Source organism: Citrobacter sp. wls710, assembly GCF_005281115.1.
In the GTDB taxonomy this organism is placed as follows: Bacteria; Pseudomonadota; Gammaproteobacteria; order Enterobacterales; family Enterobacteriaceae; genus Citrobacter; species Citrobacter werkmanii.
The window spans coordinates 227,121-249,747 of record NZ_SZXD01000007.1; the positions used below are offsets into that span (position 1 = coordinate 227,121).

General features: G+C 52.3%; 20 protein-coding genes and 1 other annotated feature. Of the genes, 9 read left to right on the forward strand and 11 right to left on the reverse strand.

Features of this window, described 5'->3' with window-relative positions:
• Nucleotides 1-51: 51 nt before the first annotated feature.
• Nucleotides 52-1,356, reverse strand: coding sequence for an inosine/guanosine kinase (gsk, locus tag FDX14_RS03220; RefSeq protein WP_079225179.1), 1,305 nt, complete (start codon nucleotides 1,354-1,356; stop codon nucleotides 52-54).
• A 151-nt stretch (nucleotides 1,357-1,507) separates the two neighbouring features.
• On the opposite strand from gsk, the gene aes reads away from it, so the two are divergent.
• On the forward strand, nucleotides 1,508-2,467 hold the full coding sequence (aes, locus tag FDX14_RS03225; protein WP_079225181.1) for an acetyl esterase: 960 nt from the start codon (nucleotides 1,508-1,510) through the stop codon (nucleotides 2,465-2,467).
• Here the strand turns inward: aes and hemH are convergent.
• The 8 genes from hemH to FDX14_RS03270 form a co-directional block, all read right to left on the reverse strand.
• Nucleotides 2,464-3,426, reverse strand: coding sequence for a ferrochelatase (gene hemH, locus FDX14_RS03230; protein ID WP_042310037.1), 963 nt, complete (start codon nucleotides 3,424-3,426; stop codon nucleotides 2,464-2,466). The two genes, aes and hemH, sit on opposite strands and share 4 nt — an antisense overlap.
• A gap of 181 nt (nucleotides 3,427-3,607) precedes the next feature.
• Entirely contained in the window at nucleotides 3,608-4,252 is a 645-nt protein-coding gene (adk, locus tag FDX14_RS03240; protein WP_137348986.1) for an adenylate kinase, read from the reverse strand.
• A gap of 232 nt (nucleotides 4,253-4,484) precedes the next feature.
• The gene (gene htpG / locus FDX14_RS03245; RefSeq protein ID WP_087857065.1) at nucleotides 4,485-6,359 is read right to left on the reverse strand and encodes a molecular chaperone HtpG; all 1,875 of its coding nucleotides are present in this window, start codon (nucleotides 6,357-6,359) and stop codon (nucleotides 4,485-4,487) included.
• 110 nt (nucleotides 6,360-6,469) lie between these two features.
• The gene (gene recR / locus FDX14_RS03250; protein ID WP_003021767.1) at nucleotides 6,470-7,075 is read right to left on the reverse strand and encodes a recombination mediator RecR; all 606 of its coding nucleotides are present in this window, start codon (nucleotides 7,073-7,075) and stop codon (nucleotides 6,470-6,472) included.
• The gene (locus tag FDX14_RS03255; protein WP_003021764.1) at nucleotides 7,075-7,404 is read right to left on the reverse strand and encodes a YbaB/EbfC family nucleoid-associated protein; all 330 of its coding nucleotides are present in this window, start codon (nucleotides 7,402-7,404) and stop codon (nucleotides 7,075-7,077) included. The genes recR and FDX14_RS03255 overlap by 1 nt, the downstream gene beginning before the upstream one ends.
• A 57-nt stretch (nucleotides 7,405-7,461) precedes the next feature.
• On the reverse strand, nucleotides 7,462-9,390 hold the full coding sequence (gene dnaX, locus FDX14_RS03260; RefSeq protein WP_137348987.1) for a DNA polymerase III subunit gamma/tau: 1,929 nt from the start codon (nucleotides 9,388-9,390) through the stop codon (nucleotides 7,462-7,464).
• Nucleotides 8,065-8,129 (reverse strand) — a sequence feature (DnaX frameshifting element). (Overlaps the previous gene by 65 nt.)
• 117 nt (nucleotides 9,391-9,507) lie before the next feature.
• A complete protein-coding gene (gene apt / locus FDX14_RS03265) occupies nucleotides 9,508-10,059 on the reverse strand; it encodes an adenine phosphoribosyltransferase (protein WP_061381575.1) in 552 nt (183 codons plus the stop codon).
• Nucleotides 10,060-10,253: 194 nt separating this feature from the next.
• Nucleotides 10,254-10,631 carry a DUF454 family protein gene (locus tag FDX14_RS03270; RefSeq protein ID WP_042310044.1) on the reverse strand — a complete coding sequence of 126 codons (378 nt, stop codon included), beginning with the start codon at nucleotides 10,629-10,631 and terminating at the stop codon, nucleotides 10,254-10,256.
• A 69-nt stretch (nucleotides 10,632-10,700) separates the two neighbouring features.
• Between FDX14_RS03270 and priC the strand changes: the two genes are divergently transcribed.
• Together priC and rsmS are read left to right on the forward strand one after the other, a co-directional pair.
• Nucleotides 10,701-11,228 (forward strand): primosomal replication protein N'', encoded by a 528-nt coding sequence (priC, locus tag FDX14_RS03275; RefSeq protein ID WP_042310045.1) that lies wholly within the window; start codon nucleotides 10,701-10,703, stop codon nucleotides 11,226-11,228.
• A gap of 14 nt (nucleotides 11,229-11,242) precedes the next feature.
• Nucleotides 11,243-11,404 (forward strand): pleiotropic regulatory protein RsmS, encoded by a 162-nt coding sequence (gene rsmS, locus FDX14_RS03280; protein ID WP_064507026.1) that lies wholly within the window; start codon nucleotides 11,243-11,245, stop codon nucleotides 11,402-11,404.
• A 75-nt stretch (nucleotides 11,405-11,479) separates the two neighbouring features.
• Here rsmS and mscK read toward each other — a convergent pair whose 3' ends face one another.
• Together mscK and acrR are read right to left on the reverse strand one after the other, a co-directional pair.
• Nucleotides 11,480-14,845, reverse strand: coding sequence for a mechanosensitive channel MscK (mscK, locus tag FDX14_RS03285; protein ID WP_137348988.1), 3,366 nt, complete (start codon nucleotides 14,843-14,845; stop codon nucleotides 11,480-11,482).
• A 127-nt stretch (nucleotides 14,846-14,972) separates the two neighbouring features.
• Complete coding sequence (acrR, locus tag FDX14_RS03290; RefSeq protein WP_137348989.1) at nucleotides 14,973-15,623, reverse strand: multidrug efflux transporter transcriptional repressor AcrR; 651 nt, start codon at nucleotides 15,621-15,623, stop codon at nucleotides 14,973-14,975.
• A gap of 141 nt (nucleotides 15,624-15,764) precedes the next feature.
• Between acrR and acrA the strand changes: the two genes are divergently transcribed.
• From acrA to FDX14_RS03320, 6 genes are all read left to right on the forward strand, one after another.
• Nucleotides 15,765-16,958, forward strand: coding sequence for a multidrug efflux RND transporter periplasmic adaptor subunit AcrA (gene acrA, locus FDX14_RS03295; protein ID WP_038638348.1), 1,194 nt, complete (start codon nucleotides 15,765-15,767; stop codon nucleotides 16,956-16,958).
• Between the two features lie 22 nt (nucleotides 16,959-16,980).
• A complete protein-coding gene (gene acrB, locus FDX14_RS03300) occupies nucleotides 16,981-20,130 on the forward strand; it encodes an efflux RND transporter permease AcrB (protein WP_038638345.1) in 3,150 nt (1,049 codons plus the stop codon).
• A gap of 487 nt (nucleotides 20,131-20,617) precedes the next feature.
• Nucleotides 20,618-20,992, forward strand: a complete 375-nt coding sequence (tomB, locus tag FDX14_RS03305; RefSeq protein ID WP_003021733.1) for an Hha toxicity modulator TomB — start codon at nucleotides 20,618-20,620, stop codon at nucleotides 20,990-20,992.
• Between the two features lie 27 nt (nucleotides 20,993-21,019).
• Nucleotides 21,020-21,238, forward strand: a complete 219-nt coding sequence (hha, locus tag FDX14_RS03310; protein WP_002892050.1) for a hemolysin expression-modulating protein Hha — start codon at nucleotides 21,020-21,022, stop codon at nucleotides 21,236-21,238.
• 181 nt (nucleotides 21,239-21,419) lie between these two features.
• Nucleotides 21,420-21,971, forward strand: coding sequence for a maltose O-acetyltransferase (gene maa / locus FDX14_RS03315; protein WP_137348990.1), 552 nt, complete (start codon nucleotides 21,420-21,422; stop codon nucleotides 21,969-21,971).
• Nucleotides 21,972-22,087: 116 nt separating this feature from the next.
• Nucleotides 22,088-22,558, forward strand: coding sequence for a YlaC family protein (locus tag FDX14_RS03320; protein WP_042310054.1), 471 nt, complete (start codon nucleotides 22,088-22,090; stop codon nucleotides 22,556-22,558).
• Nucleotides 22,559-22,627 lie beyond the last annotated feature (69 nt).

Consider the following 22,627-nt stretch of genomic DNA (forward strand, 5'->3'; position numbering starts at 1 on the left):
TATTCCCACACCAGAGTAGGCCCGATAAGCGCAGCACCATCGGGCAAGAACTCAGCGGTCCCAGTACGACTCTTCGAGACTATCTTCACGTTCTGGCAAACCGCGCGTCAGGCGTGGTGAATGTTGATTCAGCACCTGATAACTCACGCGATTAGCATATTTACACACCTGGGCTAACGATGAATAGGTCAGCCAGGTGAACTTGTGCTTGCTGGAGTTAGGCACGTTGCTGCGGTGGTAGCTGTTGGCGGTAATATCATGCAGCAATGCCGCCAGCGCACCGTCGCCAGCGCCGTTGGTGTTCATGATCTTTTCAGGCCCGCCCATATACGGTGCGATGTGCGAATACACGCGTAGCGGATTAGTACAGTCTTTATGGCGCATGGCGCGGCTGAATTCGTACTGGTTGAATTCGGCAATAGCCCCCGGCAGCAGCGGATGTTGAGTTTTACGTTTGGCTTCTTCTTCCGTAAAGCCCGCCATATACAGACCCGCCGGACCCGCAGTGCACAGCACCAGATCCACCCAATCCAGCGCTTTGTCGGACGCCAGCAGCGGATCGCTCTCGCCGGTCAGCGCTTCGGCCTCTTCTTCATTCATCGCCAGAATGGAGACATGCTCTTTCAGGAATGCCTGCCACCACTGCGGGTTATCGGCAATAACAAATTTGGTACCCAGCGTCAGAACCACCGGCACATTGTGTTTTTTGGCATATTCAATCGCCTTCATGGTCGCTTCCGGCATCGGCTCGCCCGGTTCGCAACGCACCAGATAGGAGGTCAGCACCAGCGCGGAGGCCCCGGCAATAACCGCCTCAGGGATGCTATCCGCCCGCAGCTTATTCATATGTCCGGGGCTGATAGCGAACGTGCGCTCACCGGATTCGCCAATCAGCGTAAAGCAGCGACCAATCGGTCCATTAACGCCCTGCAGGTAGTTCAGATCGGTACGGCTGGAGGTATTACATAAATAACGGTACGCGTAGCTACCAATCTCGATATTGCTGCACATCACACCCAACAGTACCGAGCGGTCATCCGCCAGCACGGAGTAGTTGTGCATCGTGTTACCGATAGTCCCACCGGCAAACTGATGGGTGATCAAATTGTCACGTACCAGCTCCTGGTAGAGCGCTTCGGCAACATCGTCTGCAATCACCAGAGAGTGCCCGGCGCTTAATCCATAACGTTTTACAAAGTCATCATCAACTTTGGCTTCAATATCTACCAGCGTCTGGTCGATACCCACCACCCAGGCTGCGCTGGTTTCATTTTCAGGCTGAATCTGTTGCAGCAATGGATCGCGCGCGCTGACAGGAAAATAGTGTTTGGATTTACGTTTACCGGGAAATTTCATGGTCGATTTTACGGGTGATTAGCTGAGCGGTGCATGGTAGCACATTCCCTGCTTTGCATGCGATGCGGCGCTGAGTTTCAATATCGGACGGTGGGATCGCAGTTTATACGGGGGTAATTTCTACAATAAATCACCTTCACAAGGAGCGTTTATGAAGCCGGAAAATAAGATCCCCGTACTCGACAGAATTTCAGACGAAATGAAAACCGTGGTGAATTTTCATCGCGACGATCTGCCGCCCTGGCCCGCCGCCGATGACATCGTGGCCCAACGCCAACACTATATCCACGAACGACAATTGTGGAATGCCGATGCCCCGCAGATGAACACCCGGGAATGCGTCATTTCTACCGCGCGCGGCCCCGTTGCCACGCGAATTTATTCTCCGCAACCCCATAGCCAGGCCACGATGTATTATCTGCACGGCGGCGGTTTCATTCTTGGTAATCTGGATACTCACGATCGCATTATGCGCTTACTGGCGCTTTACACGCAGTGCACGGTAATTGGCATCGACTATTCGCTCTCGCCGGAGGCTCGTTTCCCGCAAGCCATCGAGGAGATTGTCGCCGTCTGTCAGTATTATCACCAGCACGCGGGCGACTATTCTCTGAATGTGGATCATATTGGTTTTGCCGGTGATTCCGCTGGCGCGATGCTGGCGCTTGCCAGCGCGTTGTGGCTGCGGGACAAACAGATTGCCTGCGGCAAAGTCGCAGGCGTACTGCTGTGGTATGGACTTTACGGCCTGCAGGATTCGCCCAGCCGACGGCTGATGGGCGGAGCATGGGATGGTTTATCGCGGGAGGATCTGCAGATGTACGAAAACGCGTACCTGCGTAGCGCCGACGATCGCGAGTCGCCGTATTATTGCTTATTCAATAACGACCTGACGCGCGACGTGCCGCCATGTTTTATCGCCGGCGCGGAGTTCGATCCGTTGATTGACGACAGCCGCTTATTATTTCAGACGTTACAGACGCATCAGCAGCCCTGCCAGTACAAAATGTACCCCGGCACGCTGCACGCCTTCCTGCACTACTCGCGGATGATGAAAACCGCCGACGATGCGTTGCGGGAGGGCGCGCGTTACTTCAAAGCACAACTTTAACGATAGGCAGCGGTCAGTTTGACCATCATTTCAATATGTTCCGGTGCGGCATTCAGCGCCGGAATATACTCATATTGCTGGCCGCCAGCCTCGAGGAAAATCTCCCGGTTTTGCACCGCGATCTCTTCCAGCGTTTCAAGGCAATCTGCCGCAAAGCCCGGACACATAACCTGGATATGTCGGGTCCCTTTCTCCGCCAGCATTTTTAACGTTTCGTCGGTATACGGCGTCAGCCACGGTTCGCGACCAAAACGCGACTGGAAGGTCATCATCACTTTTTCCGGCGGCAGGCCAAGCGCAGAGACCAGCTCACGTGTCGTATCGCGACAGCGCTGAGGGTAGTCATCGCCTTCGTCGGCGTAACGTTGTGGAATCCCATGGTAGGAGAGCAGCAGTAAATCGGGTTCGCCGTGTTTGGCGAAGGAGTCACGGGCACTTTTTGCCAGCGCGTCAATATAGGCACTGTCATCGGCGTAATCACGAATAAAAGAGACGCCGGGAATACTGCGTTTACGCGCCAGGATACGCGCGAGCTCATCCCACACCGCCGCCACCGTCGAACAGGAATATTGCGGGTACAGCGGTAACACGACAATGTGTTCAACGCCACTTGCCAACAGTTCGTCGACTGCGCACTCAAGCGAAGGCGAGCCGTAGCTCATGCCCAACGCAACAGGCGTATTGGGCAGGCGTTGTGCCAGCGCCTGCTGTTGTGCTTTGCTGTAGACCATCAGCGGCGAACCGTCTTCCATCCAGATTGACTGGTACAGCTTTGCCACGCGTGGCGCACGCAGCGGCAGGATCACCCCACGCAGCAACGGCCACCACAGCAGGCGGGAAGTATCGACTACACGTTGATCGCTTAAAAACTGGCGCAGGTAGCGTTTAACAGCTTCAGGAGTGGGGGCATCGGGGGTGCCGAGGTTTGCCAGCAGGATACCGGTTTTCGTCTGACGCATTACCGCCTCTTATCGATTCAAATTGTTGATAATTGTAGCGGAAAAGTGATGAAGAAGAACTAATTGCTGCGAGAGGTAAGACGTGAATTTGCCTGATGGCGCTGCGCTTATCTGGCCTACAAAAAAATCATAGGCCGGATAAGGTGTTTACACCGCCATCCGGCATAGACTGCGCTAAAACTTAACCGAGGATTTTTTCCAGCGCTGCGCGCACGTCAGCCACGGCCTGAGTGCCATCAACTTTCGCGTATTTGGTGTTACCCGCCTGCGCTTCTTTAGAGTAGTAGCCGATCAGCGGCGCGGTCATCTGATGGTATTCCACCAGGCGCTTACGCACGGTCTCTTCCTGATCGTCTTTACGGGTAGTCAGTTCTTCGCCAGTCACGTCGTCTTTACCTTCAACCTTAGGCGGGTTGAATTTGATGTGGTAAACGCGGCCAGAAGCAGCGTGTACGCGACGGCCCACGATACGGTCAACGATCAGCTCGTCAAGTACGTCAAACTCCAGAACGTAGTCCACGTTGATACCTGCTTCTTTCATGGCGTCAGCCTGCGGAATAGTACGCGGGAAGCCATCCAGCAGGAAACCATTACGGCAGTCTTCCTGAGCAATACGCTCTTTTACCAGCGCGATCACCAGCTCATCAGTCACCAGCTTACCGGCGTCCATGATGTCTTTCGCTTGTTTGCCCAGCTCGGAGCCAGATTTCACGGCGGCACGCAGCATATCACCGGTGGAGATTTGCGGAATACCATACTTCTCCATGATGAACTGAGCCTGAGTTCCTTTACCCGCGCCCGGAGCGCCAAGCAGAATGATACGCATTACGAAAATCCCCTTAAAGGTTGTCGATATTTTTTAAAAAGCGCTAAACGATACCACCATCACGCAATTGGCTCAAGGAAGACGCCCGACGCTGAAACGGTTAATGGAGGGAAAATTGAAAATAAGGAGTGAAATTGCCGGATGGCGGTGTAAACACCTCATCCGGCCTACAATATCTTTTTAATCGTAGGCCGGATAAGCGTTAGCGCTATCCGGCATTAGATGATGGCGATCAGGACACCAGCAGCTGGTTCATACGACGGATGAACTGGTTAGGATCTTCCAACGTGCCGCGTTCGGCGAAGAGAGCCTGATCCAGCAGCAGTTCAACCCACTCTTTAAACTGCGTTTCGTCCTGGGTATCCGCCGTGCGTTTTACCAGCACGTGGTCCGGGTTAAGTTCAAAGATATATTTCACGTCCGGTACGGCCTGACCCGCAGCAGCGAACAGTTTCGCCATCTGGGTGCTCATTTCGTCCGCATCGGTGGTGACGATGGCCGGCGTGTCAGTCAGACGGTGGGTCAGACGCACTTCTTTAACGCGATCGCCCAGCAGGGTTTTCACGCGTTCAACGAACGGCGTCAGCGCTTTTTCCGCTTCTTTCGCGCTCTCGTCCACTTCATCCGCCAGTTTATCGATGGACTCGTCGGCTTTCGCAACGGACTGGAACGGCTTGCCGTCGAACTCGGTCAGGTAGTTCATCATCCACTCATCGATGCGGTCAGAAAGCAGCAGGACTTCAATGCCTTTCTTACGCAGCAGTTCCAGGTGCGGGCTGCTCTTCGCCGCCGCATAGCTGTCCGCAGTGATGTAGTAGATTTTCTCCTGCCCTTCTTTCATGCGGGAGATATAGTCTTCCAGCGACACGGTCTGTGCGGAGGAGTCTGTGTGCGTAGACGCGAAGCGCATCAGCTTAGCGATAGTTTCCTGATTGGCGTGGTCTTCCGCCGGACCTTCTTTCAGCACCAGGCCGAACTGTTTCCAGAAGGTCTGGTATTTTTCGGCGTCATCTTTCGCCAGTTTTTCCAGCATCTGCAACACGCGTTTGGTCAGCGCGCTGCGCAGGTTACGGGTGACGGTGCTGTCCTGCAGGATCTCGCGGGAAACGTTCAGCGGCAGATCGTTGGAATCTATCAGACCGCGCACAAAGCGCAGATAGTTCGGCATAAACTGCTCGGCGTCGTCCATGATGAACACACGCTGAACGTACAGTTTCAGACCATGCTTGTGATCGCGGTTCCACATATCCCACGGCGCCTGCGACGGGATGTACAGCAGGCTGGTGTACTCCTGCTTACCTTCCACACGGTTGTGGCTCCAGGTCAGCGGGTCAGTAAAGTCGTGGGCGATATGCTTGTAGAATTCGTTGTACTCGTCGTCTTTGATTTCCGACTTGTTACGCGTCCACAGCGCCTGCGCCTTGTTGATCTTTTCCCAGGAAACCACGGTCTCGCCGTCTTTCTCTTCGGATTTTTCGATCTCTACCGGCAGCGCGATATGGTCGGAATATTTGCTGATGATGGAACGTACGCGCCAGTCATCCAGGAACTCGTCTTCACCTTCGCGCAGATGCAAAGTGATTTCGGTGCCGCGATCGTCTTTGGTGATATCAGCAACGGTGTACTCGCCTTCACCCGCAGATTCCCAGAACACGCCGTTCTCAGGCTTGTCGCCCGCCGCGCGGGTACGTACGGTCACTTTATCAGCCACGATAAACGCCGAGTAGAAGCCAACCCCGAACTGACCGATCAACTGGCTGTCTTTCGCCTGATCGGAACCCATGGATTCGAGGAAAGATTTGGTACCGGATTTCGCAATGGTCCCCAGATGATCGATGACGTCATCACGGTTCATCCCCACGCCGTTATCAGCAATGGTCAACGTACGCTTATCTTTATCGAAGGAAACACGCACGCGCAGTTCACCGTCACCCTCGTACAGATCCGGGTTAGACAGTGCACGGAAACGCAGCTTGTCTGCTGCATCTGAGGCGTTAGAGATAAGCTCACGCAGGAAGATTTCTTTATTGGAATACAGAGAATGGATCATCAGGTGCAGAAGCTGTTTTACTTCTGACTGAAAACCACGAGTTTCTTGTCCTTTCATGTAGATCTACCTCAACAATGCCATTTTCAATGGTAAAAACACGTTGAGGGTGAAATGGGGACAAGCGGGAAAGATTTCAAGCGGAAGCCGCCGTCGCGGCCTCCGTTTGTTCAGAATTTAATCTTGTGACGCCCGGCCAGAGAGTGCGACAGCGTGGTGCCGTCGACCATTTCCAGCTCGCCGCCGACCGGTACGCCATGGGCGATACGGCTGGCTTCAACGCCATACTGCATGCAAAGCTCAGCAATATAGTTGGCGGTCGCCTCTCCTTCGACCGTGGGATTGGTCGCGAGGATCAGTTCGTTGATCTGCTCAGACGCCAGTCGCTGTTCGAGACGATCCAGCCCGATATCATCAGGGCCAATACCGTCCAGCGGTGACAGGTGCCCCATCAGCACGAAGTAACGTCCAGAAAATTGGCCGGTTTGCTCAATGGCATAGATGTCCGCCGGACTCTCCACCACGCAAATCTGACCATTTTCCTGACGACGCGGGTTCGAACAGATGTTACAGACGTCCTGCTCTGTGAAGGTGCGGCAATCGGCACAGTGGCCGATTTCCGACATCGCCTTCGTTAACGCCTGCGCCAGACGCATCCCGCCGCTGCGATCGCGCTGAAGTAGCGTGAACGCCATGCGCTGCGCAGACTTCGGGCCAACGCCCGGCAGACAGCGCAGTGCTTCCATAAGCTGAGTTAACAGCGGGCTGGTTTGCATCAGAACGGCATCTTAAAGCCAGGCGGCAGCTGCATTCCGGAAGAAACAGAAGCCATCTTCTCTTTCTGCGTCTCTTCAATGCGACGCGCCGCGTCGTTGAATGCCGCAGCAACCAGGTCTTCCAGCATCTCTTTGTCGTCTTCCAGCAGGCTTGGATCGATCTCCACGCGACGGCAGTTGTGCGCGCCGTTGATAGTCACTTTTACCAGACCCGCGCCAGATTCGCCGGTCACTTCCAGCTTGGCGACTTCTTCCTGCATCTGCTGCATTTTTTCCTGCATCTGCTGGGCCTGTTTCATCAGGTTACCCAGACCGCCTTTACCAAACATAGGCTTCTCTCTCAATCACGTTAAGGGATGACGACCGTCCAACCATCAGGCTGACGATCAAATGGGGCGAATACTCTCTTCGTCCAGGTCTGCATCGAAAAAACGACGCAACGTCTGAATGTTATTATCCGCAATAATCGACTCACGCGCCTGCGCGAGTTTCTCTTCATAAATGGCCTGACGCCACTCCAGCGGCGTGCGCACCGCTGGATTATCATCTTCAACGATGGTCAATTCAACCGTTGACCCCGTTAAGGTACTCAATGCTTCGGCCAGTTTTTGCTGCGCGCCGCTGGAATTAAGGTGCCGTTGTGTGGAACGCAGGTGCAGGCAAACCACGTTGCCATTCTCTTCTTTCCAGGCATTAAGCGCCACCTGCTCCACCAGTTTAGGCAGCGAAAGCTGGCTCACCTGAGCAGCCCAGGGATCGCGCTCAATGGCTTCTGCCGCCAGTTTTGCCGCCAGTTCCGGCGTTTTTTCATGCTCAAGCGCTTTTTTCAGCGCTTTCGGCGTGGCAACGACTTCTTTGACTTCGGCTACGGGATTGGTCGTTTTCCAGCGATACGCTTCCTTCTTCGCTGGCGCTTTTTCCAGCGCAGAAACTGCAGGGCGCGCCTGAACACGTTCTGACACCGAAGCCAGTCTTTCCAGCGCAGCATTATTCACCGGCCGCGCGCGGGAAGCGGCTGCCGGTTCACTCTTTTTTGGTTTGGTTGCTCCCTGAGCGCGTTGCAGCTGGCTGCGCGCCGCCAGCACCTGGCTGGTGGAATCAGAGAGCGGCACATTCTGTTGCTGCTGCGCTGGCGCAGGCTGCTGTGATATCTGCGTCGGGGTCATCACCGCAGTGGGCGCGACGGGGGCAAACGACTGGCGTGGGACTTCAGGCTCCGGCAGCGGCATGCGCGGATGAAAAGCCAGCGCACGCAGTAGCGTCATTTCGACACCCATACGTCTGTCCGGCGCATACGGCAGTTCTTTGCGCCCAATTAACAGGGTTTGATAGTAAAGCTGTATATCGGTTGGCGGCACGATTCGCGCCAGTTCGCGCATACGCTGTTCAATGGCGGCCATATCGCTGCCGAGCGCAGCGGGCGAAAGTTGTACCATAGCAATGCGATGCAGCAAAGCCGACATCTCAACCAGCAGCGCTTCCCATTCAATACCCCGTGCGGCGGCATCGTTCACCAACGTCATAACGCGTTCGCCGTCAGCCGCGACAACCGCTTCAACAAGCGAGAGTGCCTGGTCATCGTCCAATGTGCCGAGCATGGTGCTCACTGCGTCGGTCGACACCTGACCATCGCCGCTGGCAATCGCCTGATCGGTCAGACTCAGCGCATCGCGCAGGCTGCCGTCCGCGGCGCGGGCCAGCAGTTGCAACGCGCGTGGCTCATGGGCGATATGCTCTTCTTTGAGGATATGCTCAAGCTGGTGGCGAATTTGTTCAACATCCAACGCTTTAAGATGGAATTGCAGACAGCGCGACAGGATAGTCACCGGCAGCTTCTGCGGATCGGTAGTCGCCAGCAGGAACTTAACATGCGCGGGCGGCTCTTCGAGCGTTTTCAGTAAGGCGTTAAAGCTGTGGCGCGACAGCATGTGCACTTCGTCGATCAAGTAGACCTTAAAGCGACCGCGCGCAGGCGCATACTGGACGTTATCCAGCAGGTCACGGGTGTCTTCGACTTTGGTGCGTGAGGCGGCGTCGATTTCAATCAGATCGACAAAACGCCCCTGCTCGATTTCACGGCAGTTATCGCACACGCCGCACGGCGTCGCGGTGATGCCGGTTTCACAGTTTAATCCCTTCGCCAGCAAACGGGCGATAGAGGTTTTCCCGACGCCACGGGTGCCGGAAAACAGATAAGCATGATGAATACGCCCTAACGACAAGCCGTTCGCCAGTGCCGTCAGCACATGTTCCTGGCCGACGACGTCAGCAAAGGTTTGGGGGCGCCATTTTCGGGCTAAGACCTGATAACTCATTGGCAGGCTCTGAAAGGCTGGAGGGTGGATTCACAGGAGGATAATGCTAACACAACCTCGCAGCGACAGCGAGGTTGTGTGTCTCGGTATTACTTCAGCCGAGATGAGATAGCCGACTTAGTGGCCCGGGAACGGAACCAGGCTATAACAGGTCAGCCCCTGTTTTTCCAGGCGCTGTTCGCCGCCCAGGTCAAACAGGTTAATGATAAAAGCAGCATCGGTCACTTCGCCACCCAGACGGCGGATCAGTTTCACGGTGGCTTCAATCGTGCCGCCGGTTGCCAGCAGGTCGTCCACAACCAGTACCTTATCGCCCGGTTTGATGGCATCAACGTGGATTTCCAGCTGATCGGTGCCGTATTCCAGCTCATAGCTCTCGGCGATCACTTCACGCGGAAGCTTGCGGGGTTTACGTACCGGAACAAAGCCGACGCCCAGACCCAATGCTACCGGCGCGCCAAACAGGAAGCCACGCGCTTCGGTGCCAACCACTTTAGTGATACCCGCATTTTTGTAGCGTTCAACCAGCAATTTAATGCTGAGGGCGTAGGCTTTCGGGTCTTCCAGTAAGCTGGTGACATCGCGAAAAAGAATGCCCGGTTTCGGGTAGTCGTGGATGCTTTTGATGCTATTTTTGAGAAACTCAAGCTGCTGTGCAGTCGCGGTCATAAGTTTGTGCCTGATTAATTCGGTATTACTTCACGGCGCACTATACACTTCATCCTCGACGTGTCTTGAATGATTTTGTGTCTATATTAAGGGCCAGGGTTACATTTGCTTAACCTTTGACCACCTGCGCCTGTGCTCGAAAACGGTCGAATTTACTGGCTGTGAGAGACAATTGCAACAGCGATTATTGCGCTTTACTGCTTTTGTTGTTTTTCATCAATCACCGGGATCCGCCACATAAAAATCAGTAAACAGGCGAGAATAACCAGCAGCAGGCCGCGTACCCACATCATATTGACCAGCCACAGTGAAATACCAAACGTCACCAGGATCAACAAAATAGCGCGCGGCTTTGCTCCCGGCGGCATCGCGCGGTGTTTTTGCCAATGGCGCAGATACCCGCCGAACCACGAACGATACAGCAGCCAGTCGTGAAAACGCGGCGATGAGCGGGCAAAACACCAGGCAGCCAGCAGGATAAACGGCGTCGTGGGCAATAGCGGCAATACAACGCCCAACGTTCCTAATACTACCGCTAGCCAGCCAATGATGATTAGAATAATGCGTTGCATAATATGAGTACTTAACACAGAGAATCGCTACTTTAGCATAACAGTTCTCATTTTCATCGGAGTGTTGTCGTGAAAACCGTCATGCTGCTACAGACGCTCGAAAACCAGCTTAACCGCCTGCGACAGCGTTGTGCCCCGTTGGCGCATCATACAACGCTTAGCGCCCGCTTTGACAGGCATCTGTTTCACACTCGCAGTACGTTACTGCAGGCTTGTCTGGATGAAGCAGAAGAAAATCTTAAGGCCCTACGCCGCGCGGTTGATCAGCAACAACTACCACAAATTAGCTGGCTTGCGGAACATCTTGCCTCACAGTTAGAGGCGATTTCACGCGAAACCACCAGCTGGTCGCTCAGAGAGTGGGACTGCGCCTCTCCCGGTCTGGCGCGTTGGCAGCGCAAGCGGGTTCAACACCAGGAGTTTGAACGCCGGCTGGTTGAAATGACGCGTGAACGCAAAGAGCGCCTGGCTCAGGCTACTGGCTTTGAAGAACAGCAAAAACTGCATCGTGAAGTAGAAGCATTCGAAGCGCGACTCGCGCGCTGTCGTCATGCACTGGCAAGAATAGAAAATGTGCTGGCGCGTTTAACCCGTTAATACCCGGAGAATTTATGTCATTAGAGAACGCCCCGGACGAGGTCAAACTGGCCGTCGATTTGATTGTTTTACTTGAGGAAAATCAGGTTGCGCCTGAGACCGTGCTGAAGGCGCTAGAGATTATTAAACGGGATTACGAAAGGAAGCAGCTCTCTTCTTCTAAAAAAGCGCTATAGCTGAAATGCCTGATGGCGTTGCACTTATCAGGCCTACGAATGAATCAAAGCTCGCAGGCCTGATGATTTTTTCTATTAACCTACCGAAGGCGTCGGATCATCACCCTTGATGATGTCACGCTTAACCTCGGTCACAGTGTCCCCTTTCACATTATGCAGGTGCACTTCGAGCTGGTTAAAGGCGATATCAATGTCATTTTCACGGCACAAACGATCGACCGCACGGTTAAGTTCGTCAACCGTATGGCTACGATCGCGCAGTTCACGCACGTATAAACGCAGCTCATGATCCAACGTGCTGGCACCAAAGGCGGTAAAGAACACCGCTGGCTCCGGATCGTGCATCACTTTCGGATGTTCCATCGCCGCCTGCAGCAGCACTTTCTTCACTTTCTCCAGATCCGAACCGTAGGCCACACCAATGCGGATCACCAGACGCGTAGTGGTATCGGAAAGCGACCAGTTGATCAAACGCTCCGTCACAAAGGCTTTGTTCGGGATGATCACCTCTTTGCGATCAAAGTCGGTAATGGTGGTGGCACGGATACGGATCTTGCTGACCGTTCCCGAGAATGTTCCGATGGTCACGGTATCGCCGATACGTACCGGGCGCTCAAACAGAATAATCAGACCGGAAACAAAGTTACCGAAAATCTCCTGCAAACCAAAACCAAGACCAACCGACAAAGCTGCGGCCAGCCACTGTAGTTTATCCCACGAGACGCCGAGCGAACCGAAGACCGTCATCGCACCGATAGCGATGATCGCATAGTTAAGAATAGTGGTAATCGCATACGACGCCCCCTGGCGCATTTTCAGTCGCGAGAGTACCAGCACTTCCAACAGGCCGGGTAAGTTGCGGATCAGCGCCCATGCGACCATTGACGCAATAATCGCAAACAACAGGCTGCCCATGGTGACGCTTTTCACCACTGCGGCCCCCGCTTCTGTAGCGTTATAATGCCAGAGCGTAATGCTGTCGAGGTAACTGAACACGGTGATCAAATCGGACCAAATTGCCCAGAACAGAACACCAAACAAGGCAACCATCACCAGCATGGTGATACGCAAGGTTTGCTGGTTAACCTGCTCCAGCGCAATGGTCGGCTCTTCTTGCGGTTCTGCGCCTTCAGCCCCTTCTTTCACCAGGTTCTGACGACGCGCTAACGCACGACGCCAGGCGATGCGCCGCGCCGCTACGCTCAACCCGCGAAGTACCGTCTGATACAACAAGTTCCAGACAATAACCAGATAAACCGTTTCAATCCAGCGCCCCGACAAGCGCAGCGTGGTATAGAAATACCCTGTCGCCGTCAGCACCATCAATGCGATAGGGATAATAGACAGCACGGTAATGGTGACCAGACGCAGACCATGCGACTCTTTGTCACGCCAACTTTCACGGCACATTGGCCATACCAGGAAGGCGATCAGCAACAGATTGAGGAAAATGACGGACTGACCAAGCACATCATCCATCAAATTGAGCGGTGACAGTTCAGCAACAACCGACCAGAAGTTAAGCGGTAACAACGCCAGGCTAATACGCACAATCTGGCGACGCCAGTGGCTGGTTTGCTTTGCAGGCATGCCAAAATGGCGTATCGCCACGCCATCTTTTTCCAGCACCTTCCAGCACAGACCAAACACCAGCCAGAAGACGGTCATCTTCTTACTGAACGCCCACAGCAGGTCGCTGATATTCAGCTGCATGGTAAGCAGAATCAGACCCACGGCGAGGATAATCAGACAGGCCGGCAGCGCTCTGATGAGATCGATCAGTATCGCTTTTGGCGTATTGAGCTGACTGTCATTACGCAGGTTGCCTACCGCAGCGGCTAATTTCGCCTGATATTCTTTCAGCCATTTCAAACGCCAGCGGATTAATCCGGCAATGAGCAGCAGCGGCAACCCTGCGAGGAAGGCAATAAATACCGCTGGCCAGGCTTTTTCCCAGTTCACGGTGATTTTCATCGATTTAAACTGGTCTTTCAGCGTTTGCGGGAAGGCTTTGATCCAGTCCCAGTCCATTGGGCGGTTACTGTTAACCCAAAAAATTTGCTGGGTGAGGATCCCTTTCAGGTTTTTTGACACGCTCATCAACTGCTGCTGGTTGATTTGCAGGTTAATCGCCATCATCAACTGGTTACCCAGTTGCTTATTCAGTTGATCCAATAGCTCCCGGCGCATATCCACGACCTGCAGCAGGGCATCATGAACTTCACCGTTGACTTCGCTGCTGTGCCCTTCTTCCAGTTTGGCGACAAACGCATCATTCTGGAACAGGGCGTCACGTTGCTGATTGACCTCGAACTGCTCCAGACGCAAATCGGCGATCCGGTTGGTCATATCGGCAAGCTCATCTGCCGACGGCAGCGTTTGTTGCTGCTGGTACAGAATACGTGACAGCAGCAGACTGCCTTTCAGGACAGCGATCTGCTCTTTAATATTGCGTTCGGATTGCAGCGCGCGATCGAGCCAGTTTTTGACCTTAATGTTTTGCTGCATCAGGTTATTGCCGTTTTCGGTCGCGGCGATCAGACGCTGGCTAAGCTGATGGTTGACGTCCAGTTCCTGCTTCACTAACGGATTAGACTGAATACGCTCAGCTTCGTCAGGCGATACCGCTTCCTGCGCCGTCTTTTCGGTTAACGTCAGTCGTTTGCTGTTTACCGCTTCTTGCAGGAGCTGGAGCTGGTGTTCAAGACGATTGCTGTTTGCCGTCACGTAATCGCGTTGTTTTTGCAAGGTGTCCTGCAAAATCGTATTACCTTCAAGGCTTTTACGTTGTTGGTCGATCTGCGCGTTCAGGAGCGCCTGCTGTGCCTGCAGCAGGACCTGCTGGCTGGGGCGCAACGCCGCCTCACCCACGTTATTACCATCAAGCCGATTGCGGATTTGCTGCATTTGCTGCGACGCGGTGTACATCGCATTTTGCACGCGCTCTGGCTGAGTCTGCAGTGATACCAGTTGGCTGTTATAAGCGGCCAAATCGTTTTGCGCGCTTTGCAGGTCATCCAATACCTGCGCCACGCGCGACTCCAGCTGGCGTAAGGAGAGCGTACTCAGCGTTTTTCGCGTTTCATCGTCATTATCAACATCGCTGAGCGAATTTAACGCATCCATTGCCTGACGCATTTTTTCCGGCGCCTCGGCAACTTTCTGCCGAAGCTGTACGGTCTCATCTTTCACGCGATCGATTTTATCCAGCGTGGCGATGGTATCGGTCAGATCCTGCTGAACCAGCTTATCCTGCGCGGAGAGATCTTTTTGTTTATTCAGCGCGTCCAGTTGGCTCTGAATATCCGCTTTCGTCGGCAGATCTCCACTCTGTTGCGCCCGTGCAAATGCTGACGACTGGCAAGAAAGCAATAGAATGAAGAAAAGAAAGGTAATAGCAATAAGATGCTGTGAACGTTTATAGAGCTGCAACATAGTCATGAGAATGAACGTTTCTGAACCGGAAAAGTGACCGGAAATAGTCAAGCGGCAAGAATATCACGGCTGTGAGCGGCAGAATAGCAGCAGGCAAAACGACCAGGATAATTCCTGGTTCAGACCTCAAAAGTTAGTAGGATTTCGCCACATTAACCCGCAGGCTTGGGCAGAGAAGACACATCTCCAACAGCACTGCGACGTATTCACGCGCTTCTTTTTTCAGATCAAAAGATTCAGGGGCAAATAACCAGTTCTCTATAATTCCGGTAACATAGCTACGCAGCAGCACCGCCACGCGCCGCGTGTTCAGATTTTCCGGCAGCATGTTGGCATTCATGCAGTGCCGCAATGTTTGTTCGATACGGTCGTAATTCTCAATACACAGACTGCGTTGAGCTAGCTGAACAGTGGCCATTTCCCCGACAAATTCGCATTTGTGGAATATAATTTCCAACAACAAACGTCTGCGTTCTTCTGTCACGGTAGCTTCAAGAACGTAAATTAAAATTTCTCTTAATACTGATAGTGGATCGTCGGGGAATTTTGCTTGATACTCAGTCTCTAACTCATCAATGTTAGGTTTTGCTAGCTCCCAAATTTCACTGAATAAATCCGATTTGTTTTTGAAATGCCAATAGATTGCGCCGCGCGTGACACCAGCGGCTTTTGCGATCTCCGCAAGCGAGGTGGATGATACCCCTTGTTGCGAAAACAAACGCAGAGCAACATCGAGAATGTGCTGTCGTGTTTCCTGTGCTTGTTGTTTGGTTTTTCGTGCCATAGGTCAGTGAATTTACAGGTGTTAGATTTACATACATTTGTGAATGTATGTACCATAGCACGACGATAATATAAACGCAGCAATGGGTTTATGGGCTTTAAGCCATTGATCAATTTGAAATCGGACACTCGAGGTTTACATATGAACAAAAACAGAGGGTTAACGCCTCTGGCAGTCGTTCTGATGCTCTCAGGCAGCTTAGCGCTAACAGGATGTGACGACAAACAGGCCCAACAAGGGGGCCAGCAGATGCCAGAGGTTGGAGTTGTTACGCTCAAAACTGAACCTCTACAGATAACAACCGAACTCCCGGGTCGCACCAGTGCGTATCGCATTGCTGAAGTTCGTCCTCAGGTTAGCGGCATCATCCTGAAACGTAATTTCACGGAAGGTGGTGACATCGAAGCGGGTGTATCTCTCTATCAGATTGATCCTGCGACTTATCAGGCCGCTTATGAGAGCGCAAAAGGCGATCTGGCCAAAGCACAAGCCGCAGCAAATATCGCTCAACTGACGGTTAAACGTTATCAGAAACTGTTGGGTACTAAGTACATCAGTCAACAGGATTACGATAGCGCGCTGGCAGACGCACAGCAGGCGAACGCCGCCGTCGTCGCCGCGAAAGCCGCAGTAGAAACTGCACGCATCAATCTGGCCTATACCAAAGTGACGTCGCCGATCAGCGGCCGCATTGGTAAGTCATCCGTTACGGAAGGTGCTCTGGTGCAAAACGGTCAGGCGACCGCACTGGCTACCGTTCAGCAGTTGGACCCTATCTATGTGGACGTGACGCAGTCAAGTAACGACTTCCTGCGCCTGAAACAAGAGTTGGCCAACGGCACGCTGAAGCAAGAGAACGGTAAAGCGAAAGTCGAGCTGGTGACCAATGACGGCATTAAGTTCCCGCAGGCCGGTACGCTGGAATTTTCCGATGTTACGGTAGATCAAACCACCGGTTCGATTACGTTACGCGCAATCTTCCCTAACCCGGATCACACCTTACTGCCGGGAATGTTCGTCCGTGCTCGTCTGGAAGAAGGGACTAACCCAACTGCATTACTGGTTCCGCAGCAAGGCGTTACCCGCACACCGCGTGGTGATGCCAGTGCCTTGGTTATCGGTGCAGATAACAAAGTTGAAATGCGTCAAATTGTCGCCGCACAAGCGATTGGCGATAAATGGTTAGTCACTGATGGACTTAAGCCGGGCGACCGCGTGATTGTCACTGGGTTGCAAAAAGTACGTCCTGGCGCGCAGGTAAAAGCCCAGGAGATTACCGCGGATAATAACCAGCAAGCCGCAAGCGGTAGCCAACCTGAACAGTCCAAGTCTTAACTTAAACAGGAGCCGTTAAGACATGCCTAATTTCTTTATCGATCGCCCAATATTTGCGTGGGTGATCGCCATTATCATCATGTTGGCAGGGGGGCTCGCGATCCTCAAATTGCCGGTAGCGCAATATCCGACTATTGCACCGCCAGCAGTGACGATCTCCGCGACCTACCCTGGCGCTGATGCCAAAACAGTACAGGATACTGTTACGCAGGTTATCGAACAGAATATGAACGGTATCGATAACCTGATGTACATGTCCTCAAACAGTGACTCCACGGGTACCGTGCAGATCACCCTAACCTTCCAGTCTGGTACTGATGCGGACATTGCGCAGGTACAGGTGCAGAACAAACTGCAGCTGGCTATGCCGTTACTGCCGCAGGAAGTACAGCAGCAAGGGGTTAGCGTTGAGAAATCATCCAGCAGCTTCCTGATGGTCGTCGGTGTTATCAACACCAATGGCACCATGACGCAGGAGGATATTTCCGACTACGTTGGCGCCAACATGAAGGATGCCATTAGCCGTACATCAGGCGTGGGCGACGTTCAGCTGTTCGGTTCGCAGTACGCAATGCGTATCTGGATGGATCCAAACAAACTGAACAATTTCCAGCTGACACCGGTTGATGTCATCAACGCAATCAAAGCGCAAAACGCCCAGGTTGCAGCCGGTCAGTTAGGTGGTACGCCGCCGGTGAAAGGCCAGCAGCTTAACGCGTCGATCATCGCGCAGACCCGTCTGACCTCCGCCGATGAGTTCAGCAAAATTCTGCTGAAAGTAAATCAGGATGGTTCCCAGGTTCGTTTGCGTGACGTGGCGAAAGTAGAGCTGGGCGGCGAGAACTACGACATCATTGCGAAGTTCAACGGTAAACCAGCATCCGGTCTGGGTATCAAGCTGGCGACAGGCGCTAACGCCCTGGACACGGCAAATGCTATCCGCGACGAACTGAAGAAGATGGAACCGTTCTTCCCGTCAGGTCTGAAGATCGTTTACCCATATGACACCACACCGTTCGTGAAAATCTCTATTCACGAAGTGGTGAAAACGCTGGCGGAAGCGATCATCCTCGTGTTCCTGGTCATGTATCTGTTCCTGCAGAACTTCCGCGCGACGTTGATTCCGACTATCGCCGTACCGGTAGTGCTGTTGGGTACGTTTGCCGTCCTTGCGATTTTCGGCTTCTCGATAAACACCCTGACGATGTTCGGGATGGTGCTCGCCATCGGCCTGTTGGTGGATGACGCCATCGTGGTGGTCGAGAACGTTGAGCGTGTTATGGCGGAAGAAGGACTACCGCCGAAGGAAGCGACACGTAAATCAATGGGCCAGATTCAGGGCGCGCTGGTGGGTATCGCGATGGTGCTGTCAGCGGTATTTATCCCGATGGCATTCTTCGGGGGGTCTACCGGTGCAATTTACCGTCAGTTCTCCATCACCATTGTTTCCGCGATGGCGTTGTCAGTACTGGTGGCATTGATTCTGACCCCTGCTCTGTGTGCGACCATGCTCAAACCGATTGCTAAAGGCGATCACGGAGAAGGTAAAAAAGGCTTCTTCGGCTGGTTTAACCGCATGTTCGATAAGAGCACGCACCATTACACCGACAGCGTGGGCGGTATTCTGCGCAGCACCGGTCGTTATCTGGCGCTGTATCTGATCATCGTCGTGGGCATGGCCTATCTGTTCGTTCGTCTGCCAAGTTCGTTCCTGCCAGATGAAGACCAGGGGGTATTCCTGTCCATGGCTCAGCTGCCAGCGGGTGCAACGCAAGAGCGTACCCAGAAGGTGCTGGACGAAATGACGGATTACTATCTGACGAAAGAAAAAGCGAACGTTGAATCGGTATTCGCCGTTAACGGCTTCGGTTTTGCGGGTCGTGGTCAGAACACCGGTATCGCGTTCGTCTCGCTGAAAGACTGGAGCGAACGCCCAGGTAAAGAGAATAAAGTTGAGGCGATTACCGAGCGTGCGATGGGCGCATTCTCGCAGATTAAAGATGCAATGGTCTTTGCCTTTAACCTGCCAGCCATTGTGGAGTTAGGTACTGCCACCGGTTTTGACTTCCAGTTGATTGACCAGGCAGGTTTGGGCCATGAAAAACTGACCCAGGCACGTAACCAGCTGTTTGGTGAAGTTGCGAAACATCCTGATCTGTTAGTCGGCGTACGTCCTAACGGTCTGGAAGATACGCCGCAGTTCAAGATCGATATCGATCAGGAAAAAGCGCAGGCTCTGGGTGTTTCCATTAGTGATATTAATACAACGCTGGGTGCAGCATGGGGCGGAAGCTACGTGAATGACTTCATCGACCGTGGTCGTGTGAAGAAAGTTTACGTCATGTCTGAAGCGAAATACCGTATGTTGCCGGAAGATATTGGCAACTGGTACGTCCGCGGCAGCGATGGACAGATGGTCCCATTCTCCGCCTTCTCTACCTCACGTTGGGAATATGGTTCACCGCGTCTGGAACGCTATAACGGTCTGCCTTCCATGGAGATCTTAGGCCAGGCCGCACCGGGTAAAAGTACCGGTGAAGCGATGGCAATGATGGAGCAACTGGCCAGCAAACTGCCATCCGGTATCGGTTATGACTGGACAGGTATGTCCTATCAGGAACGACTGTCCGGCAACCAGGCCCCTGCGCTGTATGCCATTTCACTGATCGTCGTCTTCCTGTGCCTGGCGGCATTGTACGAGAGCTGGTCTATTCCGTTCTCAGTAATGCTAGTGGTACCGTTGGGGGTTATCGGCGCATTGCTGGCGGCAACGTTCCGTGGCCTGACTAACGACGTTTACTTCCAGGTAGGCCTGCTCACAACCATTGGGTTGTCGGCGAAGAACGCGATACTTATCGTCGAATTCGCCAAGGACTTGATGGATAAAGAGGGCAAAGGACTGATTGAGGCAACGCTGGACGCGGTCCGCATGCGTTTACGTCCGATCCTGATGACGTCACTGGCATTTATTCTGGGCGTAATGCCGCTGGTAATCAGCTCCGGCGCAGGTTCCGGCGCGCAGAACGCCGTTGGTACTGGCGTAATGGGCGGGATGGTGACGGCAACCGTGTTGGCTATCTTCTTTGTTCCGGTGTTCTTTGTGGTGGTACGCCGCCGCTTTAGCCGCAAAAATGAAGATATTGAGCATAGCCACTCAGTCGATCATCATTGATACCTCTCTAAAGATAAGGCCGCGCAAGCGGCCTTTTTTCTGGAAAAATCATAAAATCCACTTATTGCGATTCTGTTTATTTGCTCCAGCTTAAATAAGCGATATAATCCCTGTAGCCTTAAAGGCTATTCTTAAAAAGTGTTGAGAGTTCTTATTTACGTTAATAAATATTAAGATTATTCCTGGCTATCGGTCGATCTTGTCGGTTGTTGCCTGTTGTTGCTATAGCTAATCAAGATAACCTGATGATTGCCCGAAGAATAAAGAATTTGTCCGATTTCGAATAACTGCATTTATCTGTTAAAATGTAAAAATGACGCTACATCATAATTTTGCATAATTGTAATTTTTCGTGATATGGCGATGAAATCTTTTTTAGAGTAGATTATAGTTAAATCATCAGGAGTCGCGGGCAAGTTCCAGGTAGTTTGTTGTATCCATCCCGAAGGTGTTCGGTTAGTTTAAGCCACGAAGAAGGGGATGCGTTATGGATGAATACTCACCCAAAAGACATGATATCGCGCAGCTTAAATTTCTCTGCGAAACTCTGTATCATGACTGTCTTGCAAACCTTGAACAAAGTAACCATGGCTGGGTTAACGACCCTACCTCTGCAACCAGCTTACAGCTCAATGAACTGATAGAGCATATTGCAACCTTCGCACTTAATTATAAAATTAAGTACAATGAGGACAATAAGCTGATTGCGCAGATAGATGAATACCTGGATGACACTTTTATGTTGTTCAGCAGTTATGGTATTAATACGCAGGATCTGCAGAAATGGCGGAAATCAGGTAATCGACTGTTTCGCTGTTTTGTCAATGCCACCAGGGCTAATCCTGTTAGTTTGTCTTGTTAAAAATTATTACAATCATAGGTAAGAGTTATGTCTGATAAACCATTAACTAAAACAGATTATTTGATGCGCCTGCGACGCTGCCAGACAATTGACACGCTTGAGCGCGTTATTGAAAAAAATAAATATGAATTGTCCGACAACGAACTGGCTGTATTTTACTCAGCAGCGGATCACCGCCTTGCTGAATTGACCATGAATAAGCTCTACGACAAGATTCCAACTTCCGTTTGGAAATTCATTCGCTAATTGTTCTCAAGGTTAAGTCAGGTATAGCGGTACATTTGTCTGACTGACCATTTTCGCATTTACAATGGTTATTTAATTCAAATCACGTGACTACGATCACAGTGAAGCAACGGGAACGTTCCCCTTATTTGCATTGCGTTTTACTGTGCTGAAATGTTCATCAGTACACAGGGAATTCGTAATGAGTAAAGAAAAGCAGAAAATGATCGCCGGTGAACTCTATCGCCCGGCGGATGAAACGTTGCGCGACGACCGACTACGCGCTCGTCAGTTGACCCATCGCTATAATCTTACTGCGCCAGACGCAAAAAGTGAGCGTCAGGCCATCCTGCATGATCTGTTGGGCCAAAGCGAGGCCGCGTATATTGAACCCTCTTTCCGCTGTGATTACGGTTATAACATCTACCTCGGTAAAGAATTTTACGCCAACTTCGACTGCGTCATGCTTGATGTCTGTCCAATCCATATTGGCGATAACTGCATGCTGGCACCCGGCGTCCATATCTACACAGCCACGCATCCGCTGGATGCGACCGAACGCAACAGCGGGCTGGAGCTGGGAAAACCCGTCACTATTGGCAACAACGTCTGGATAGGCGGACGTGCAGTAATAAATCCAGGCGTAACGCTCGGAGATAATGTCGTTGTAGCATCTGGCGCGGTGGTGACGAAAAGTGTTCCGGCAAACAGCGTAGTCGGCGGTAATCCCGCGAGGATCATCAAAACACTGTGATCTTAAATGTAACTGTTATGCTAAATTGTGGTTAATCTGTTACTTTCTTCAGAAGGTGTCCCCTTTTAAAATAGGGCGATCCCTCCTGAATTTTGCAGATATCACGAAGGCAAGAGATGACAGAAATACAGCGCCTGCTTACCGAAACAATCGACGACTTAAATATTCGCGAGAAGCGCGACAACAAACCGCGCTTTAGCATCAGCTTTATTCGCAAACATCCGGGGCTGTTTATCGGTATGTATGTGGCGTGGTTTGCTACGCTGGCGGTAATGCTACAGTCAGAAACACTGGTCGATTCGGTATGGCTGCTGGTAGTACTGTTTGTCATACTTAACGGCTTTTTCTTTTTCGACGTGGCGCCGCGCTATCGCTATGAAGACATCGACGTCCTCGATTTCAGAGTTTGCTATAACGGTGAATGGTACAACACGCGTTTTGTTCCCTCCTCACTCATCGACTCTATTTTGCACTCCCCTTCAGTTGATAGCGAACATAAAGCACAGCTGCAAAAGATGATTTCACGTAAAGGCGAACTCTCGTTCTACGATGTGTTTACGCTCACCCGCCCGCAGGCCAGCCAGTAATTTCGCCGTTACCATAAAAAAGTGCGTCCCTGTGAAGGAAACGCACTTTAATCCCTGAATGCTGGCAAT

Excerpts from the sequence above, each read along its gene's own strand:
- acrB (WP_038638345.1), top strand. The coding sequence starts at position 16,981 with ATGCCTAATTTCTTTATCGATCGCCCAATATTTGCGTGGGTGATCGCC.
- dnaX (WP_137348987.1), bottom strand. The coding sequence starts at position 9,390 with ATGAGTTATCAGGTCTTAGCCCGAAAATGGCGCCCCCAAACCTTTGCT.
- hemH (WP_042310037.1), bottom strand. The coding sequence starts at position 3,426 with ATGCGTCAGACGAAAACCGGTATCCTGCTGGCAAACCTCGGCACCCCC.
- htpG (WP_087857065.1), bottom strand. The coding sequence starts at position 6,359 with ATGAAAGGACAAGAAACTCGTGGTTTTCAGTCAGAAGTAAAACAGCTT.
- FDX14_RS03320 (WP_042310054.1), top strand. The coding sequence starts at position 22,088 with ATGACAGAAATACAGCGCCTGCTTACCGAAACAATCGACGACTTAAAT.
- FDX14_RS03255 (WP_003021764.1), bottom strand. The coding sequence starts at position 7,404 with ATGTTTGGTAAAGGCGGTCTGGGTAACCTGATGAAACAGGCCCAGCAG.
- adk (WP_137348986.1), bottom strand. The coding sequence starts at position 4,252 with ATGCGTATCATTCTGCTTGGCGCTCCGGGCGCGGGTAAAGGAACTCAG.
- apt (WP_061381575.1), bottom strand. The coding sequence starts at position 10,059 with ATGACCGCGACTGCACAGCAGCTTGAGTTTCTCAAAAATAGCATCAAA.
- acrR (WP_137348989.1), bottom strand. The coding sequence starts at position 15,623 with ATGGCACGAAAAACCAAACAACAAGCACAGGAAACACGACAGCACATT.
- maa (WP_137348990.1), top strand. The coding sequence starts at position 21,420 with ATGAGTAAAGAAAAGCAGAAAATGATCGCCGGTGAACTCTATCGCCCG.
- gsk (WP_079225179.1), bottom strand. The coding sequence starts at position 1,356 with ATGAAATTTCCCGGTAAACGTAAATCCAAACACTATTTTCCTGTCAGC.
- tomB (WP_003021733.1), top strand. The coding sequence starts at position 20,618 with ATGGATGAATACTCACCCAAAAGACATGATATCGCGCAGCTTAAATTT.
- recR (WP_003021767.1), bottom strand. The coding sequence starts at position 7,075 with ATGCAAACCAGCCCGCTGTTAACTCAGCTTATGGAAGCACTGCGCTGT.
- acrA (WP_038638348.1), top strand. The coding sequence starts at position 15,765 with ATGAACAAAAACAGAGGGTTAACGCCTCTGGCAGTCGTTCTGATGCTC.
- hha (WP_002892050.1), top strand. The coding sequence starts at position 21,020 with ATGTCTGATAAACCATTAACTAAAACAGATTATTTGATGCGCCTGCGA.
- rsmS (WP_064507026.1), top strand. The coding sequence starts at position 11,243 with ATGTCATTAGAGAACGCCCCGGACGAGGTCAAACTGGCCGTCGATTTG.
- mscK (WP_137348988.1), bottom strand. The coding sequence starts at position 14,845 with ATGACTATGTTGCAGCTCTATAAACGTTCACAGCATCTTATTGCTATT.
- aes (WP_079225181.1), top strand. The coding sequence starts at position 1,508 with ATGAAGCCGGAAAATAAGATCCCCGTACTCGACAGAATTTCAGACGAA.
- FDX14_RS03270 (WP_042310044.1), bottom strand. The coding sequence starts at position 10,631 with ATGCAACGCATTATTCTAATCATCATTGGCTGGCTAGCGGTAGTATTA.